Origin of the sequence: Candidatus Kosakonia sp. 282A-S69 (assembly GCF_029433855.1) — a bacterium.
Taxonomy (GTDB): domain Bacteria; phylum Pseudomonadota; class Gammaproteobacteria; order Enterobacterales; family Enterobacteriaceae; genus Kosakonia; species Kosakonia cowanii_A.
The window spans coordinates 1,064,460-1,080,375 of record NZ_JAROAU010000001.1 but is presented as its reverse complement, the minus strand read 5'-3'; the positions used below and the strand labels follow the sequence as shown (position 1 = coordinate 1,080,375).

General features: G+C 55.6%; 19 protein-coding genes. 15 read left to right on the top strand and 4 right to left on the bottom strand.

Annotated elements, in window-relative coordinates; all coding sequences use genetic code 11:
* Nucleotides 1-11 precede the first annotated feature (11 nt).
* The 14 genes from lptE to lipA all read left to right on the top strand — a co-directional run bounded on the left by lptE (nucleotide 12) and on the right by lipA (nucleotide 13,105).
* The gene (lptE, locus tag PU683_RS04760; protein WP_277170410.1) at nucleotides 12-578 is read left to right on the top strand and encodes an LPS assembly lipoprotein LptE; all 567 of its coding nucleotides are present in this window, start codon (nucleotides 12-14) and stop codon (nucleotides 576-578) included.
* Nucleotides 578-1,609, top strand: a complete 1,032-nt coding sequence (holA, locus tag PU683_RS04755; protein ID WP_277170409.1) for a DNA polymerase III subunit delta — start codon at nucleotides 578-580, stop codon at nucleotides 1,607-1,609. Before lptE ends, holA begins: the two co-directional genes overlap by 1 nt.
* Entirely contained in the window at nucleotides 1,602-2,252 is a 651-nt protein-coding gene (gene nadD, locus PU683_RS04750) for a nicotinate-nucleotide adenylyltransferase (RefSeq protein ID WP_277170408.1), read from the top strand. The genes holA and nadD overlap by 8 nt, the downstream gene beginning before the upstream one ends.
* Before the next feature lie 25 nt (nucleotides 2,253-2,277).
* Nucleotides 2,278-2,895: an adenosylcobalamin/alpha-ribazole phosphatase gene (locus tag PU683_RS04745; protein WP_277170407.1), complete on the top strand. Its 618-nt coding sequence runs from the start codon at nucleotides 2,278-2,280 to the stop codon at nucleotides 2,893-2,895.
* Between the two features lie 244 nt (nucleotides 2,896-3,139).
* Nucleotides 3,140-3,457: a ribosome silencing factor gene (rsfS, locus tag PU683_RS04740; RefSeq protein ID WP_023479923.1), complete on the top strand. Its 318-nt coding sequence runs from the start codon at nucleotides 3,140-3,142 to the stop codon at nucleotides 3,455-3,457.
* Between the two features lie 3 nt (nucleotides 3,458-3,460).
* Nucleotides 3,461-3,928 carry a 23S rRNA (pseudouridine(1915)-N(3))-methyltransferase RlmH gene (gene rlmH, locus PU683_RS04735; RefSeq protein ID WP_003858701.1) on the top strand — a complete coding sequence of 156 codons (468 nt, stop codon included), beginning with the start codon at nucleotides 3,461-3,463 and terminating at the stop codon, nucleotides 3,926-3,928.
* A 26-nt stretch (nucleotides 3,929-3,954) separates the two neighbouring features.
* Complete coding sequence (mrdA, locus tag PU683_RS04730) at nucleotides 3,955-5,856, top strand: peptidoglycan DD-transpeptidase MrdA (RefSeq protein ID WP_277170406.1); 1,902 nt, start codon at nucleotides 3,955-3,957, stop codon at nucleotides 5,854-5,856.
* A gap of 2 nt (nucleotides 5,857-5,858) precedes the next feature.
* Entirely contained in the window at nucleotides 5,859-6,971 is a 1,113-nt protein-coding gene (gene mrdB, locus PU683_RS04725; RefSeq protein WP_124969163.1) for a peptidoglycan glycosyltransferase MrdB, read from the top strand.
* Between the two features lie 10 nt (nucleotides 6,972-6,981).
* Nucleotides 6,982-8,223, top strand: coding sequence for an endolytic peptidoglycan transglycosylase RlpA (gene rlpA, locus PU683_RS04720; protein WP_277170405.1), 1,242 nt, complete (start codon nucleotides 6,982-6,984; stop codon nucleotides 8,221-8,223).
* A 138-nt stretch (nucleotides 8,224-8,361) separates the two neighbouring features.
* The gene (gene dacA / locus PU683_RS04715) at nucleotides 8,362-9,573 is read left to right on the top strand and encodes a D-alanyl-D-alanine carboxypeptidase DacA (protein WP_277170404.1); all 1,212 of its coding nucleotides are present in this window, start codon (nucleotides 8,362-8,364) and stop codon (nucleotides 9,571-9,573) included.
* A gap of 103 nt (nucleotides 9,574-9,676) precedes the next feature.
* Nucleotides 9,677-9,940 (top strand): DUF493 family protein YbeD, encoded by a 264-nt coding sequence (ybeD, locus tag PU683_RS04710; RefSeq protein ID WP_017455881.1) that lies wholly within the window; start codon nucleotides 9,677-9,679, stop codon nucleotides 9,938-9,940.
* 87 nt (nucleotides 9,941-10,027) lie between these two features.
* Complete coding sequence (lipB, locus tag PU683_RS04705) at nucleotides 10,028-10,669, top strand: lipoyl(octanoyl) transferase LipB (protein ID WP_277170401.1); 642 nt, start codon at nucleotides 10,028-10,030, stop codon at nucleotides 10,667-10,669.
* Between the two features lie 306 nt (nucleotides 10,670-10,975).
* Nucleotides 10,976-11,929 carry a YbeF family transcriptional regulator gene (locus PU683_RS04700; protein ID WP_277170399.1) on the top strand — a complete coding sequence of 318 codons (954 nt, stop codon included), beginning with the start codon at nucleotides 10,976-10,978 and terminating at the stop codon, nucleotides 11,927-11,929.
* 210 nt (nucleotides 11,930-12,139) lie between these two features.
* Nucleotides 12,140-13,105: a lipoyl synthase gene (gene lipA / locus PU683_RS04695; protein WP_277170397.1), complete on the top strand. Its 966-nt coding sequence runs from the start codon at nucleotides 12,140-12,142 to the stop codon at nucleotides 13,103-13,105.
* Nucleotides 13,106-13,173: 68 nt separating this feature from the next.
* Here lipA and tatE read toward each other — a convergent pair whose 3' ends face one another.
* Together tatE and PU683_RS04685 are read right to left on the bottom strand one after the other, a co-directional pair.
* Nucleotides 13,174-13,371, bottom strand: a complete 198-nt coding sequence (gene tatE / locus PU683_RS04690; protein ID WP_023479962.1) for a twin-arginine translocase subunit TatE — start codon at nucleotides 13,369-13,371, stop codon at nucleotides 13,174-13,176.
* A gap of 128 nt (nucleotides 13,372-13,499) precedes the next feature.
* Nucleotides 13,500-14,288, bottom strand: a complete 789-nt coding sequence (locus PU683_RS04685) for a deaminated glutathione amidase (protein ID WP_277170495.1) — start codon at nucleotides 14,286-14,288, stop codon at nucleotides 13,500-13,502.
* An 89-nt stretch (nucleotides 14,289-14,377) separates the two neighbouring features.
* Between PU683_RS04685 and crcB the strand changes: the two genes are divergently transcribed.
* Complete coding sequence (gene crcB / locus PU683_RS04680; RefSeq protein ID WP_277170393.1) at nucleotides 14,378-14,761, top strand: fluoride efflux transporter CrcB; 384 nt, start codon at nucleotides 14,378-14,380, stop codon at nucleotides 14,759-14,761.
* A 56-nt stretch (nucleotides 14,762-14,817) separates the two neighbouring features.
* Here crcB and cspE read toward each other — a convergent pair whose 3' ends face one another.
* Both cspE and pagP read right to left on the bottom strand, forming a co-directional pair.
* Nucleotides 14,818-15,027, bottom strand: coding sequence for a transcription antiterminator/RNA stability regulator CspE (cspE, locus tag PU683_RS04675; protein ID WP_007373839.1), 210 nt, complete (start codon nucleotides 15,025-15,027; stop codon nucleotides 14,818-14,820).
* Between the two features lie 190 nt (nucleotides 15,028-15,217).
* A complete protein-coding gene (gene pagP, locus PU683_RS04670) occupies nucleotides 15,218-15,781 on the bottom strand; it encodes a lipid IV(A) palmitoyltransferase PagP (RefSeq protein ID WP_277170389.1) in 564 nt (187 codons plus the stop codon).
* Nucleotides 15,782-15,916: the final 135 nt, after the last annotated feature.

Below are 15,916 nucleotides of genomic sequence, written 5' to 3'. Positions count from 1 at the left end.
CGGGAGGAAGCGTGCGATATCTGGCAACACTGTTCGTAACCCTGGCGGTGCTGGTCACCGCCGGATGCGGCTGGCATCTGCGCAGTTCTACTCAGGTGCCGCCGGAAATGAAAACGATGATCTTCAACTCCGGCGATCCAAATGGGCCGCTGAGCCGCGCCATCCGTAGCCAGCTGCGCCTCAACGGCGTCACGCTGCTGGACGAGAGCACAACGCGACAGGATGTACCGTCGCTGCGTCTGGGTTCAGTGTTTATGGGGAATGATACCGCCTCCGTCTTCCAGAATGGCCAGACGGCGGAGTACCAGATGGTACTGACCGTGAACGCATCGGTGCTGATCCCGGGTCACGATATCTACCCGATTAGCACCAAAGTGTACCGTTCGTTCTTCGATAACCCGCAAAAGGCGCTGGCAAAAGCGGCCGAGCAGGAGATTATCGTCCAGGAGATGTATAACAAAGCCGCAGAGCAGCTGATTCGCCAGCTGCCGAGCGTGCGCACGGCGGATGCAAAAAACACGCAAGATAGTGAGGTTTCCTCAAGCGTGACACCCGCCCCGGCCACACCAGGTAGCTGATGCTCAGGCTGTATCCGGAACAACTCCGCGCGCAGCTCAATGAAGGGCTGCGCGCGGCCTATCTGCTGCTCGGTAACGACCCGTTACTGCTGCAAGAGAGCCAGGATGCGGTGCGGCAGGTTGCCGCCACGCAAGGCTTCACTGAACACCACACCTTCTCGCTTGATGCCAGCACAGACTGGGATGCGATCTTCTCTATTTGCCAGGCGCTGAGCCTGTTCGCCAGCCGACAAACCCTGCTGTTACAGCTGCCGGACAACGGCCCGAATGCGGCGATGAACGAACAGCTGGCAAAGCTGGTGGGCCTGCTGCATAAGGATCTGATCCTGATTGTGCGCGGCAATAAGCTTACCAAAGCGCAGGAGAATGCCGCCTGGCTTAGCCAACTCAATACGCACATAGTGCAAGTCAGCTGCCAGACGCCCGAACAGGCAAACCTGCCGCGCTGGGTTGCCGCACGGGCAAAACAGAACAAACTGGAGCTGGACGACGCCGCCAATCAGCTCCTCTGCTACTGCTACGAGGGCAACCTGCTGGCGCTGTCGCAGGCGCTGGAGCGGCTGGCGCTGTTGTGGCCCGATGGCAAGCTCACCCTGCCCCGCGTTGAGCAGGCAGTTAACGATGCCGCGCACTTCACGCCGTTCCACTGGGTTGACGCCCTGTTGGCTGGAAAGAGCAAGCGCGCGTTACACATTCTGACCCAGCTGCGGCTGGAGGCGTGCGAGCCGGTGATCCTGCTGCGTACCGTGCAGCGCGAGCTGCTGCTGCTGGTCACGCTGAAACGCCAGATGACGCAGATGCCGCTGCGCGCGATGTTTGATAAGCACCGGGTGTGGCAAAACCGTCGCGGCGCGACCACAGAGGCGCTGAACAGATTGAGTGCCGATCAGCTGCGCCAGGCGGTGCATCTGCTGAGCCGTATAGAGCTGATCGTCAAGCAGGATTACGGTCAGTCGGTCTGGGCTGAGCTGGAGGGGCTTTCTCTGCTGCTCTGCCATAAAGCCCTCGCAGACATCTTTATTGATGGTTGATATGAAACAGTTACAAGCGCTGTTTGGCGGCACCTTCGATCCTGTCCATTATGGTCACCTGAAACCGGTGGAAGCGCTGGCCAGGCTTATTGGCCTGTCGAAGGTGACGATTATGCCCAATAATGTGCCACCCCATCGCCCGCAGCCTGAAGCGAACAGCCAGCAGCGCAAAACCATGGTCGAGCTGGCGATTGCAGATAAACCGCTTTTTACCCTTGATGAGCGCGAACTGATGCGCGATGAGCCCTCCTACAGCGCGGATACGCTGCAGGCGTGGCGGCAGGAGTCTGGTAACCTGGCACCGCTGGCATTTATTATTGGCCAGGATTCGCTGCTCACTTTCCATAGCTGGCATCATTACGACACCATTCTTGATAACTGCCACCTGATAGTCTGCCGCCGCCCGGGTTATGCCCTGACGATGAGCGAAGAGGCGCATCAGCGCTGGCTGGACGCCCATCTGACCACCCGCGTGGAGGATCTGCACACTCTGCCCGCCGGCAAAATCTATCTCGCCGAAACGCCGTGGTTTGATATCTCTGCTACGCGTATTCGCCAGCGGCTGGCGCACGGTGAGCCGTGCGACGACCTGCTACCCGCCCCCGTGCTTGATTACATCCAGCAGCAGGGGCTCTACCGCTAAAGCGCGCGATCGACAGGAGAGGTGCATGCGACTCTGGTTAATACGCCACGGTGAGACCGAAGCGAACGTGGCCGGACTCTACAGCGGACACGCCCCGACGTCCTTAACGCCAAAGGGGTTAGCGCAGGCGCAAACCCTCCACGACCTGCTTCACGCCGTGCCGTTCGATTATGTGCTTTGCAGCGAGCTGGATCGCGCCCGGCAGACCGCGGCGCGCGTGCTGGCATCGCGGGATATCGACACTCACACCACGCCGCTGCTCAATGAGATGTTTTTTGGCGACTGGGAGATGCGCCACCACCGCGATTTAACGCATGAAGATCCCGAGCGCTACGCCGCCTGGTGTACGGACTGGCAGCACGCGGTTCCGACCAATGGCGAAGGTTTTCAGGATTTCTCGGCCAGGATTGAGCGTGTAGTGACGCTACTGCAGGATCTGAAACAGACGCAAAAAAATGTGCTCATCGCCAGCCATCAAGGGGTTATCAGCCTGCTGATTGCCCGTTTATTGAGTATGCCCGCCTCATCGCTGTGGCATTTCCATATTGACCAGGGTTGCTGGAGCCGGGTGGATATGCGCGATAATTTTGCCACGCTGCGGGTGCTAAACAGCCGCGCAGTCTGGCATCCTGATGAGAAGTAGCCGCATTTTTATCCATCTTTTGAGCTGTAGTGATTCGGTGATTGACAGGACCCCGCAGGCTGCTATTCTCCGCGCGCAGAAATTGTTTTACAAAATTGGCGATGCAATCGCGCGGCCAGGATGGGATGATAGCCCGCTTTTCATGTCGCGAAGCCTGGACTTTTGTCCCGACATTCGCCGTCTTTCAGGTATAATGTCAGGCTGTTTATGACCAGTACATTTTTTACTCACCCAGGGGGAACACTTGCAGGGTAAAGCACTCCAGGATTTTGTTATCGACAAAATTGATGACCTGAAAGGTCAGGACATCGTCGCCATTGACGTTCAGGGCAAATCAAGCATCACCGATTGCATGATCGTCTGTACCGGCACGTCAAGCCGCCATGTCGCTTCTATTGCGGATCACGTCGTTCAGGAGTCCCGCGCAGCGGGCATGCTGCCGCTGGGCGTAGAGGGCGAAAGCGCCGCCGATTGGGTGGTGGTTGATCTGGGCGACGTGATGGTCCATGTGATGCAGGAAGAGAGCCGTCGTCTGTACGAGCTGGAAAAACTCTGGGGTTGATGCGTGAAGCTGCAACTCGTCGCTGTCGGCACGAAAATGCCGGACTGGGTACAGACAGGTTTTACCGAGTATCTGCGCCGTTTTCCGAAAGATATGCCGTTTGAGCTGGTGGAAATTCCCGCCGGCAAGCGCGGCAAGAACGCGGATATCAAGCGCATCCTCGATAAAGAGGGTGAACTGATGCTGGCCGCCGCCGGCAAAAACCGCATCGTCACCCTTGATATCCCCGGCAAACCGTGGGATACGCCGCAGCTGGCACATGAGCTGGAGCGCTGGAAGCAGGACGGACGCGACGTCAGCCTGCTGATCGGCGGCCCTGAGGGGTTGTCTCCCGCCTGCAAAGCGGCAGCCGAACAAAGTTGGTCGCTCTCTGCGTTGACTCTTCCTCACCCGCTGGTGCGTGTGCTGGTTGCCGAAAGCCTGTATCGCGCATGGAGTATCACGACCAACCATCCTTATCACCGTGAGTAACGAGTTTTAGGCGGATTTAGCAGCGGATGAAATTACAGAACTCTTTTCGCGACTATACGGCTGAGTCCGCGCTGTTTGTGCGCCGGGCGGTGGTCGCTTTTACGGGGATATTGCTGCTTTCCGGCGTGCTGATCGCCAACCTTTATAACCTGCAAATCGTCCGTTATGCGGACTACCAGACCCGCTCCAACGAAAACCGCATCAAACTGGTGCCCATCGCGCCCAGTCGCGGCATTATTTACGATCGTAACGGCACACCACTGGCCCTGAACCGCACCATCTACCAGGTGGAGATGATGCCGGAGAAGGTCGATAACGTGCAGCAGACCCTCGACGCGCTGCGCGATGTGGTCGATCTGAACGATGATGATATCGCCAACTTCAAAAAGGAGCGCGCACGCTCGCACCGCTTTACCTCGATTCCGGTGAAAACCAACCTCACCGAAGTGCAGGTGGCGCGCTTCGCCGTCAACCAGTACCGCTTTCCTGGCGTGGAAGTGAAAGGCTATAAACGCCGCTACTACCCCTACGGCTCTGCATTGACCCATGTGATCGGCTATGTGTCGAAAATCAACGATAAAGACGTCGAGCGGCTGGATAAAGATGGCAAACTCGCCAACTATGCCGCGACCCACGATATCGGCAAGCTCGGCATTGAGCGCTACTACGAAGATGTGCTACACGGCCAGACCGGTTATGAAGAAGTGGAAGTGAACAACCGGGGCCGCGTGATCCGCCAGCTGAAAGAGGTGCCGCCACAGGCGGGACACGATATCTACCTGACGCTCGATCTCAAGCTGCAGCAGTATATTGAAACCCTGCTTGCCGGTAGCCGCGCCGCGGTCGTCGTGACCGATCCGCGTACCGGCAGCATTCTGGCGCTGGTTTCAACGCCAAGTTACGACCCTAACCTGTTTGTTGACGGTATCTCCAGCAAGGATTACTCCGGGCTGCTCAATGACCCGAACACGCCGCTGATTAACCGCGCCACCCAGGGCGTCTACCCGCCGGCCTCCACGGTTAAACCCTATGTCGCGGTCTCGGCGCTCAGCGCCGGGGTGATCAACCGTAATACCAGCCTGTTCGATCCCGGCTGGTGGCAGCTTCCGGGCTCCGAAAAACGGTACCGCGACTGGAAAAAATGGGGTCATGGCCATCTGAATGTCACCAAATCGCTGGAAGAGTCTGCCGATACCTTCTTCTATCAGGTCGCGTATGACATGGGCATCGACAGGCTTTCCGAGTGGATGGGCAAGTTTGGTTATGGCCACTACACCGGCATCGATCTGTCGGAAGAGCGCTCGGGCAACATGCCGACCCGCGAATGGAAACTGAAACGCTTTAAGAAGCCCTGGTATCAGGGCGATACCATCCCGGTCGGCATCGGCCAGGGGTACTGGACCGCCACGCCGATCCAGATGAACAAAGCGATGATGACGCTGATTAATGACGGCATCGTTAAAGTGCCGCATCTGTTGATGAGCACCGTTGAGAACGGCAAAAAAGTGCCGTGGAAGCAGCCCACGCAGCCGCCGGTGGGTGATATTCACTCCGGCTACTGGGAGATTGCCAAAGATGGCATGTATGGCGTAGCGAACCGCCCTAACGGTACTGGTCATAAATACTTCGCCAATGCGCCTTACAAAGCGGCGGCGAAATCGGGTACCGCGCAGGTCTTTGGCCTGAAGGCGAACGAAACCTATAACGCCCACCGCATTGCCGAGCGTCTGCGTGACCATAAATTGATGACCGCTTTCGCCCCGTACGACAATCCGCAGGTCGCCGTCGCCATGATTCTGGAGAATGGCGGCGCAGGTCCGGCCGTTGGTACCATCATGCGGCAGATCCTCGACCACATTATGCTTGGCGACAACAACACCGAATTGCCGACGGAAAACCCCTCCACGGCCGCGGCAGAGGACCAATAATCATGACGGATAATCCGAACAAAAAATCGTTCTGGGATAAGATCCATCTCGACCCAGCGCTGCTGCTGATCATCCTCGCGCTGCTGTTTTACAGTGCGATCGTTATCTGGAGCGCCAGCGGCCAGGATATTGGCATGACCGAGCGTAAAATCGGTCAGATCACCATGGGGCTGGTGGTGATGGTGGTGCTGGCGCAGGTGCCGCCGCGTGTCTATGAAGGCTGGGCACCCTATCTCTATGTCTTCTGCGTGATTCTGCTGATTGCCGTTGACGCCTTCGGTGCCATCTCCAAAGGTGCGCAGCGCTGGCTCGATCTCGGCGTGGTACGCTTTCAGCCCTCGGAAATTGCCAAAATCGCCGTACCGCTGATGGTGGCGCGCTTTATCAACCGCGATGTCTGCCCGCCGTCGCTGAAAAATACCGGCATTGCATTGGTGCTGATCTTCGTCCCTACCCTGCTGGTGGCGGCACAGCCGGATCTTGGCACCTCGATTCTGGTGGTGCTCTCCGGGCTGTTTGTGCTGTTTCTTTCCGGCCTGAGCTGGCGGCTGATCGGTATCGCCGCGCTGCTTGTCGCAGCCTTTATTCCGATAATGTGGTTCTTCCTGATGCATGATTATCAGCGCCAGCGCGTAATGATGCTGCTCGATCCGGAAACCGATCCGCTCGGCGCGGGCTACCATATTATTCAGTCGAAAATCGCGATTGGTTCCGGTGGCCTCAGCGGCAAAGGCTGGCTGCATGGCACCCAGTCGCAGCTGGAGTTTCTGCCGGAGCGCCATACGGACTTTATCTTCGCCGTGCTGGCGGAGGAGCTGGGCCTGGTGGGGATTCTGATCCTGCTGGCGCTCTACCTGCTGTTGATTATGCGCGGGCTGTGGATCGCCGCGCGGGCGCAAACCACCTTTGGCCGGGTAATGGCCGGCGGTTTAATGCTCATTCTGTTCGTATATGTGTTCGTAAATATTGGTATGGTAAGCGGTATCTTGCCGGTGGTAGGCGTTCCACTGCCGCTGATCAGTTACGGGGGTTCCGCCCTCATCGTACTCATGGCCGGGTTTGGTATCGTGATGTCGATCCATACCCACAGAAAAATGTTGTCCAAGAACGTATAAGAGGTGCGCAATGCATAAGCTTTGGCCTGGGATCTGTATAGCAGCAGGGTTACTGGCGGCCTGTACGAGTAATGATAATCAGCAGCAGACGATGGTTGCGCCACAGCCTGCGGTCTGCAACGGCCCGGTGGTGGAGATCAGCGGCGCGGAGCCGCGCTATGAAACACCCAACGCCACGGCGAATCAGGATTATGAGCGCGACGGTAAACGCTACACCATCGTGCAGGATCCTTCCCGCTTCAGCCAGGCGGGCTTTGCCGCCATTTATGACGCTGAGCCGGGCAGCAACCTGACCGCCTCCGGTGAAGCGTTCGATCCGATGCAGCTCACTGCCGCACACCCAACGCTGCCGATCCCAAGCTACGCGCGTATCACCAACCTGGCGAACGGGCGCATGATTGTGGTGCGTATCAACGATCGTGGCCCTTACGGCAATGACCGCGTTATCTCGCTGTCGCGCGCCTCTGCCGATCGTCTGAACACCTCGAATAACACCAAAGTGCGCATCGATCCGATTATCGTCGCGCAGGACGGATCGCTCTCTGGTCCGGGGATGGCCTGTACCAAAGTGGCGCAGCAGACGTATGCTCTGCCTGCGCGCCCGGATTTGAGCGGGGGGAGCATGAGCGCCACGCCGCAGCCGAACGCAGCCCAGCCGATGCAGCCGATTGCCTCACAGCCGAACGAGGATCAGCCAGCGCAAGCGCAGGCTAACGTGCAACCGATCAGTAACGATACGCTGAAAAGCGATGATCCGACCGGTGCCCCGGTGCGCAGCGGCGGTTTCCTCGGCGCGCAAACGCCGCTCGCCTCTGGCGTGCTGGAGAGCAGCGAGGCCGCGCAGCCCGCGATGAACGCCAACACCCAGCCCGCTGCCGCCACGCCGGTTAACCAGAGCGAGCCGGTTACGCAGACGGCCGCGCCTGCGACGCGTAACTCCCCGGTGACTGCACCTGGCTCAGTGCAGGGGACGGTTCACAACACGGCACCAGCGGCCAGTGCCGCTGCCGCCACTGCTGCGACCAGCGGAAGCTATGTGGTGCAGGTGGGTGCGGTAAGCGATCAGACCCGCGCGCAGCAGTATCAGCAGCGCCTGGCGCAGCAGTTTTCCGTGCCGGGCCGCGTAACGCAGAATGGCGCGGTGTGGCGTATCCAGTTAGGGCCGTTCAGCAATAAGTCTGAAGCCAGCGCACTGCAGCAGCGTCTGCAGAGCGAAGCGCAGTTGCAATCCTTTGTGACACGCGCTCAGTAGTCAGGAAAGGTGTCTGATTTTGTCAATTTGTGTAAGTGTGATTCACACTCTCACGCGCAAAGTCGGATGCCTGCCGATATAGCTTTTGCTATAGTAAGGCACTTTTTTTAACTCCATCACGGATGTCGTTGTTCGACCATGAAGACCACTTTTTCCGCTCGTTTTGTGCAGCGCCTGGCGCTCACCACGGCGCTGACCGCAGCAGCTCTCTCCGCTGCGCATGCCGATGACCTGAACATTAAAACCATGATCCCGGGCGTTCCGCAGATTGATGCGGAGTCCTATATCCTGATCGATTACAACTCCGGCAAAGTGCTGGCAGAACAGAACGCCGATGCGCGTCGCGATCCGGCAAGCCTGACCAAAATGATGACCAGCTACGTTATCGGCCAGGCGATGAAAGCGGGCAAGTTTAAAGAGAGCGACCTGGTGACCATCGGTAATGACGCCTGGGCAACCGGCAACCCGGTATTCCGCGGCTCTTCGCTGATGTTCCTGAAACCGGGCATGCAGGTGCCGGTTTCCCAGCTTATTCGTGGTATTAACCTGCAGTCGGGCAATGACGCTTGCGTGGCGATGGCCGACTACGTCGCCGGCAGCCAGGACGCATTTGTTGGCCTGATGAACAGCTACGTCAACGCGCTCGGCCTGAAGAACAGCCACTTCCAGACCGTGCACGGCCTGGACGCGGATGGTCAGTACAGCTCTGCCCGTGATATGGCGCTGATTGGGCAGGCGCTGATCCGCGATGTGCCGAACGAATACTCCATCTACAAAGAGAAAGAGTTCACCTTCAACGGCATCCGCCAGACCAACCGTAACGGCCTGCTGTGGGATAACAGCCTGAATGTTGACGGCATCAAAACCGGTCACACCGATCGCGCCGGGTATAACCTGGTCGCTTCAGCAACCGAAGGCCAGATGCGTTTGATCTCTGCCGTGATGGGCGGACGTACCTTTAAAGGACGTGAAACCGAGAGCAAAAAACTGCTCACCTGGGGCTTCCGCTTCTTTGAAACCGTCAGTCCGCTGAAAGCCGGGAAAGAGTTCGCCTCTGAGCCCGCCTGGTTCGGCGACAGCGATCGCGCCTCGTTGGGCGTGGATAAAGATGTCTACCTGACCATTCCGCGCGGTCGTATGAAAGATCTGAAAGCGAGCTATGTGCTTAACACCAGCGAGCTGCACGCGCCGCTGCAGAAAAACCAGGTGGTGGGCAGCATCAACTTCCAGCTGGATGGCAAAACCATCGAACAGCGTCCGCTGGTCGTGTTGCAGGAGATCCCGGAAGGTAACTTCTTCGGCAAAATCATTGATTACATTAAATTGATGTTCCACCACTGGTTTGGCTAAAGAGTGCGCACTTGAAAGTGTGATCTTTGTCCCCATATACTGAACATCTCAAAAAACTCCTGCCCCTGTGGCAGGAGTTATTATTTTTTACGCCGGAGCTGACATGAAAACCAATCTTAAAGAACTGCTTGAATTCCCGACACCTTTTACTTACAAAGTGATGGGTCTGGCGAAGCCTGAGCTGGTTGATCTGGTGGTTGAAGTGGTACAGCGCCATGCGCCAGGTGATTACTCTCCGCAGGTAAAACCGAGCAGCAAAGGCAATTACCACTCGGTCTCGATTACCATCAACGCGACGCATATTGAACAAGTTGAAACGCTTTACGAAGAGCTTGGCAATATCGAAATTGTTCGCATGGTGCTGTAATAATTAATGACGTTACCCGGAGCCATTCGGGTAACGTTTTCGCTGTGATATACTCCCCGCACTCTTTTCTCCGCCGGAGATGCCGTTTTGTCTCAGGACACCATTCTTATCCGCAATCTTGGTTTACAGCCCTACGCGCCTGTCTCGCAGGAGATGCACGACTTCACCGATCGTCGCGATGACGAGACGCCTGACGAGATCTGGCTGGTGGAACACCCCCCCGTTTTTACCCAGGGCCAGGCCGGCAAAGCCGAACATGTGCTTGCCGCAGGTGATATTCCGGTCATTCAGAGCGATCGCGGCGGCCAGGTAACCTACCACGGGCCGGGTCAGCAGGTGATGTATGTATTAATCAACCTTAAGCGCCGAAAAATTGGCGTCCGTGAACTGGTCACCCTGCTGGAAAATACGGTGATCAATACGCTGGCGCAGCTCGATATTGTGGCGAATGCGCGGCCGGATGCGCCGGGCGTTTATGTAGAGGGGAAGAAGATCTGCTCGCTCGGTTTGCGCATCCGTAAAGGCTGCTCATTCCATGGCCTGGCGCTGAATATTGATATGGATCTGGCGCCATTTATGCGCATCAACCCGTGCGGTTACGCCGGGATGGAAATGACGCAGGTCAGCAAACTGGTGGAAAACGCGAGCATGGATAAAATAAGGACGATTCTTATCCAGCACTTTTTAGCGTTACTAAACAATCCGCCTCATCAATATATGAACACTTAATGTATGATGTATCACGGCCCGCAATTTGTGCGGGTCGTTATTTATTTGCCCTGTTAACACTTTACAATAGAAGCCATATTCTCTATTTTCAACCTGCCTGCCCGCTCTGGCTAATATGCGTTATCATGCTTCGCCAGACTTCGTACATATGCTTCAGGCCAATTGTTTCCCGACTGCATTGCCCGGCATCGCGATGAAAAATCTACGTAATGATGAGACGAGACAGGACGTTAACTCAGTTTGCTGATGAACAAAAAAAACAAATTCAACTATCATTCATATTGCGAATGAAAACGGAGCACAAGCGTGGATAATAAGAGCCTGCCGGAAAAGCGAATAACAGTGCGTCCCCAGGATGATAAGCCGCAAGTCTTCCGAACCCTGCGCAATATTGATCTCAATTTATTGACCATTTTTGAGGCGGTATATGTCCATAAAGGGATCGTTAACGCTGCGAAAGTGCTGAACCTGACGCCGTCCGCTATTAGCCAGTCCATCCAAAAACTGCGCTCAATATTTCCCGATCCGCTTTTCATTCGCAAAGGCCAGGGCGTCACGCCGACCGCTTATGCAGCCCATCTGCATGAATATATCAGCCAGGGGCTGGAATCTATTCTCGGCGCGCTCGATTTAACCGGCAGCTATGATAAGCAGCGCACGATTACGGTGGGCACCACGCCCTCTATCGGCGCGCTGGTGATCCCGGTGGTCTTTCAGGCGATCAAAGAGAGCGCCCCGCATCTGATGATGCGCAATATCCCGATAAGCGATGCTGAGAGTCAGCTCAGCCAGTTCCAGACCGATCTGATTATTGATACCCATATCGCCGGTTCGCGCACCATCAACCACCACGTCCTCTTTTCCGACCGGCTGATGCTGGTATGCCGCAAGGACCACCCTTGCCTGAATGAACCGGTTAACGAACTGGCATTGCAGAAGTATGAGCACACGCTGTTGATGCTGGAGGGGCAAAACCTGAGCGCGCTGCGCCAGCGGATGCAGGATCTTTTCCCTGAACGCCAGGTCTCGTTTAGCAGTTACAATATGTTCACAATCGCGGCACTGATTGGTAACAGCGATCTGCTTGGATTGATGCCCTACCGTTTATACGAACTTTTCCGCCACTGCTGGCCCCTGGTCGAGATCCCCTTCCCGCCAGTCAACAATGAGCGCCTGGATATTTCGCTTTACTACAATAAGTTGAGCCTGCGCGACCCGGTGCTGGAGAGTGTGGTGGAGGTGATCAGACGGGCGTTTTAACGCTCGTTGGTACCAGGAAAGGTGATAACCGGTCTGCGGAGCTTTAGCACAAAACAACAACTATTTCACAATTTGGCAGCGCGTCAGGCTGCTTTATCCCCGCCATAGATGGTATACTGCGCCTACGTTAATTCAAAAATAGTTGATAAATACAACTTCTCCTTGAATTGAAATGCCTTCTTCGTCACCCGCAACTGGAACACGCACGCTATGAGTAAACCCATTGTGATGGAACGCGGTGTAAAGTATCGCGACGCCGATAAAATGGCGCTTATCCCGGTAAAAAACGTGGCAACAGAGCGTGAAGCTCTGTTAAGAAAACCGGAATGGATGAAAATCAAACTCCCGGCCGACTCCTCCCGTATCCAGGGTATCAAAGCTGCCATGCGCAAAAACGGGCTGCACTCTGTTTGCGAAGAGGCCTCCTGCCCGAACCTCGCTGAGTGTTTCAACCACGGTACCGCCACGTTTATGATCCTTGGCGCGATCTGTACGCGTCGCTGCCCCTTCTGCGATGTGGCACATGGTCGTCCTGTGGCGCCGGATGCGAACGAACCGCTTAAACTGGCGCAGACCATCGCCGATATGGCGCTGCGTTATGTAGTGATCACCTCTGTTGACCGCGACGATCTGCGCGACGGCGGCGCTCAACACTTTGCGGACTGCATTACGGCGATTCGTGAGAAGAGCCCGACGATCAAAATCGAAACGCTGGTGCCGGATTTCCGTGGCCGTATGGATCGCGCGCTTGATATTATCACCGCCACGCCGCCGGATGTTTTCAACCACAACCTTGAGAACGTACCGCGTATCTATCGCCAGGTGCGTCCGGGCGCGGATTACAACTGGTCGCTGAAACTGCTGGAGCGTTTTAAAGAAGCGCACCCGGAGATCCCGACCAAATCGGGCTTGATGGTCGGTTTAGGCGAAACCAATGCAGAAATCATTGAAGTAATGCGCGATCTGCGTCGTCATGGCGTCACCATGCTGACGCTGGGTCAGTATCTGCAACCGAGCCGTCATCACCTGCCGGTGCAGCGCTACGTCAGCCCGGATGAGTTTGAAGAGATGAAAGAGGAAGCGCTGGCGATGGGCTTTACCCATGCCGCGTGCGGTCCGTTCGTCCGCTCGTCCTACCATGCCGATCTGCAGGCTAAAGGGATGGAAGTGAAGTAACACTTACTTACACTCAAAACAGAAAAACCGGCCTGAGAGCCGGTTTTTTTTCGCCTGTCGTGGCGCGATTACTCTTTGTGAGAGAGTTTCTCTGCTGTGACGACGTCGGCGTCTTTCTTCGCTGCGTCATCATCGTTCATGGCTTTTTTGAAGCCCTTGATCGCTGCACCAAGATCGCCGCCCAGTGTACGCAGTTTCTTGGTTCCAAACAGCAGAACCACTAATGCGGCCACGACCAGCAGTTTAGTAATACTAATCTCACCCATAGATACCTTCTTTCATAAAACAGGCTGTAAAAAGCACCGTTGATAACCTGACACCATTAACGGTCATTCAGTGCGCGCACACAATACCAATCTGTAACGAGATGAATCAAGCACTGATTAAAAAAACATCACAGCAATTGCGGAGCGGCAAAACGGCGATTACGCAAAACGGGGAGTTTCTCCCGCGTTTGCGCCACGCGCTCCGCCGTCACCTCGGCAAAAATTAACTGCGCCTCCTCGGCCGCCGCCGCAAGAGTTACCCCTTGTGGATCGACGATCCGGCTTTGGCCAATATTCTTGTTGCCGCACTCGCCGGCAGCCACCAGATAGCAGGTAGTGTCCAGCGCCCGCGCAGCAAGCAGCGTTGCCCAGTGCATCTCTTTTAGCGGCCCGCGTACCCACGCAGCGGGCAGCACCAGCAGTTCGGCACCCTGTAACGCCTGCGATAACGCCAGCTCAGGGAAACGCAGATCGTAACAGGTCATCAGACCTACCTGCATGCCATGCACCTCAATCAACGGCGGCAAGGCATGTCCGGCATCGACCCGCGCGGATTCCTGCATGCTAAACGCATCATAAAGATGCAGCTTGGCATACTGCGCGATGACCTCCCCGCCGCGCAATACCACCAGCGTATTAACCGCCCTGCCCGCCGTCGACGGAACATGCACAGTAAGTACAGTGGTCATCGTGTTACGGCGACTCTCTTCGCAAAGCAGGCTTATAAAGCCCTCATCAAGCCGCTGCGCGGATTTCACCGACATATGCGGGTCATTATCATCCCGCGCCAGCAACGCTTCTGGCAGCACCAACAGGGAGGCCTGCTGACGCGCAGCCTCTGCCATCAAATCTACACACGTGCGAGCGTTAGTTTGCCACACGGATGTGACAGCAAATTGTCCGGCAGCAACAATCATCACGTTTCTCCTTACAGTATTGCCGTAGCCAGTTTTCGGCCACGACGGTAAACTCGCCACATTCATTTATCAGATAGCAGGATAGCGCAGTGTTACAACTCTTTTTAGCGGTATTTATCGGCGGGGGCACGGGAAGCGTGGCGCGCTGGTTAGTGAGTATGAAACTCAACCCGGTTCATCAACTCATTCCGCTTGGCACGCTGACGGCGAACTTAATTGGGGCGTTTATTATTGGCGCCGGGCTGGCGTGGTTTAACCGTATGACGCATATCGATCCGGTGTGGAAGGTGCTGATAACGACCGGGTTTTGCGGCGGGTTGACGACCTTTTCCACCTTTTCGGCGGAAGTGGTGTTTTTACTGCAGGAAGGGCGCGCGGGCTGGGCGCTGCTGAATGTCGCCGTTAACCTGCTGGGTTCGTTTGCCATGACCGCGCTGGCGTTCTGGCTCTTCTCAACCGCTAACGCGAGCTGAAGACAATAAAAAACCCGCCTTGCGGCGGGTTTTGGAATTCTTGCTGTACGCGCTGATTAAACAGGCATTACGTTAGCAGCAGATGGGCCTTTGGCACCGTTAGTGATTTCAAACTCAACGCGCTGGCCTTCAGCCAGGGTTTTGAAACCATTGCTCTGGATTGCAGAGAAGTGTACGAACACATCTTTGCTGCCATCTTCCGGAGTAATGAAACCGAATCCTTTGGATTCATTAAACCACTTAACGTTACCTTTAATCTTAGACATCAAAATTACCTTTACATGAAAAAACGACACAAATGCTGTGTCGGGTATCAGTACAACAATTGTCGCGAGTTTTGTCCAGTCGTTATTCGCGAAAAAGTGATAAATGTCGCGAACTTTTTTTCCAATGACGCTTTATTCCGCGTTTTTAGTGCTGTTTACTCTTTGTTCACTACCACCGCCGACGCGGCAATCAAAACTGAAACCGCATCCAGGCAAAGTAAACGTTACCATTGTTATAAGTGCCGGGGATGTAGGTCATCTGGAACGTCGCCGGTCCGTAACCAATAGAAGCCAGCGGGAGCAGCACCGGAATGGGGATGTACTTCCAGTTATCACGCGCGGTAACGCCTGCGGTGTAACCGAGACCAAGATGGAAGTTCTCATCCGCCAGCGGGCGCCAGGTCTTTTCCCAGCCATAGCCGCCAATCGGCTCCCACTTGTTGAAGGAGTCTTTAAACGCCATCAGGTAGAGTCCATGCCAGTTCCCCTTCTCATCCCAGCGGTCCTGACCAAAACCTGCGCCCCACGGACGTTCGTTATAGCGATCGGTTTTGTCCTTGTCATAGGCAAAACGCGCATGCCATGTGATGGCAGGCACATAAAGATCGTAGTTATCCGGCTGCTGCCACGTTTGCTTAACGTTGTCAGCGAAAACGGTGTACCAGGGTTTATCTGCTGCGTTAAGTGTCGAAATCAGTGAAAACTGCAAACACAAAAGGAGAGCGAAACATTTAAATTTTTTATAAACAGCCACAACAATTTTTCCATATAACTAATCAACTTCTATTTTCCGACACTATACCTTAATAGTTCCTTAACGAAATTAGTGTTCATCCTAAACAGGCCAGGAAGAGTCCCATTTTTACCCGGCAATATGCGCCCGATCGCC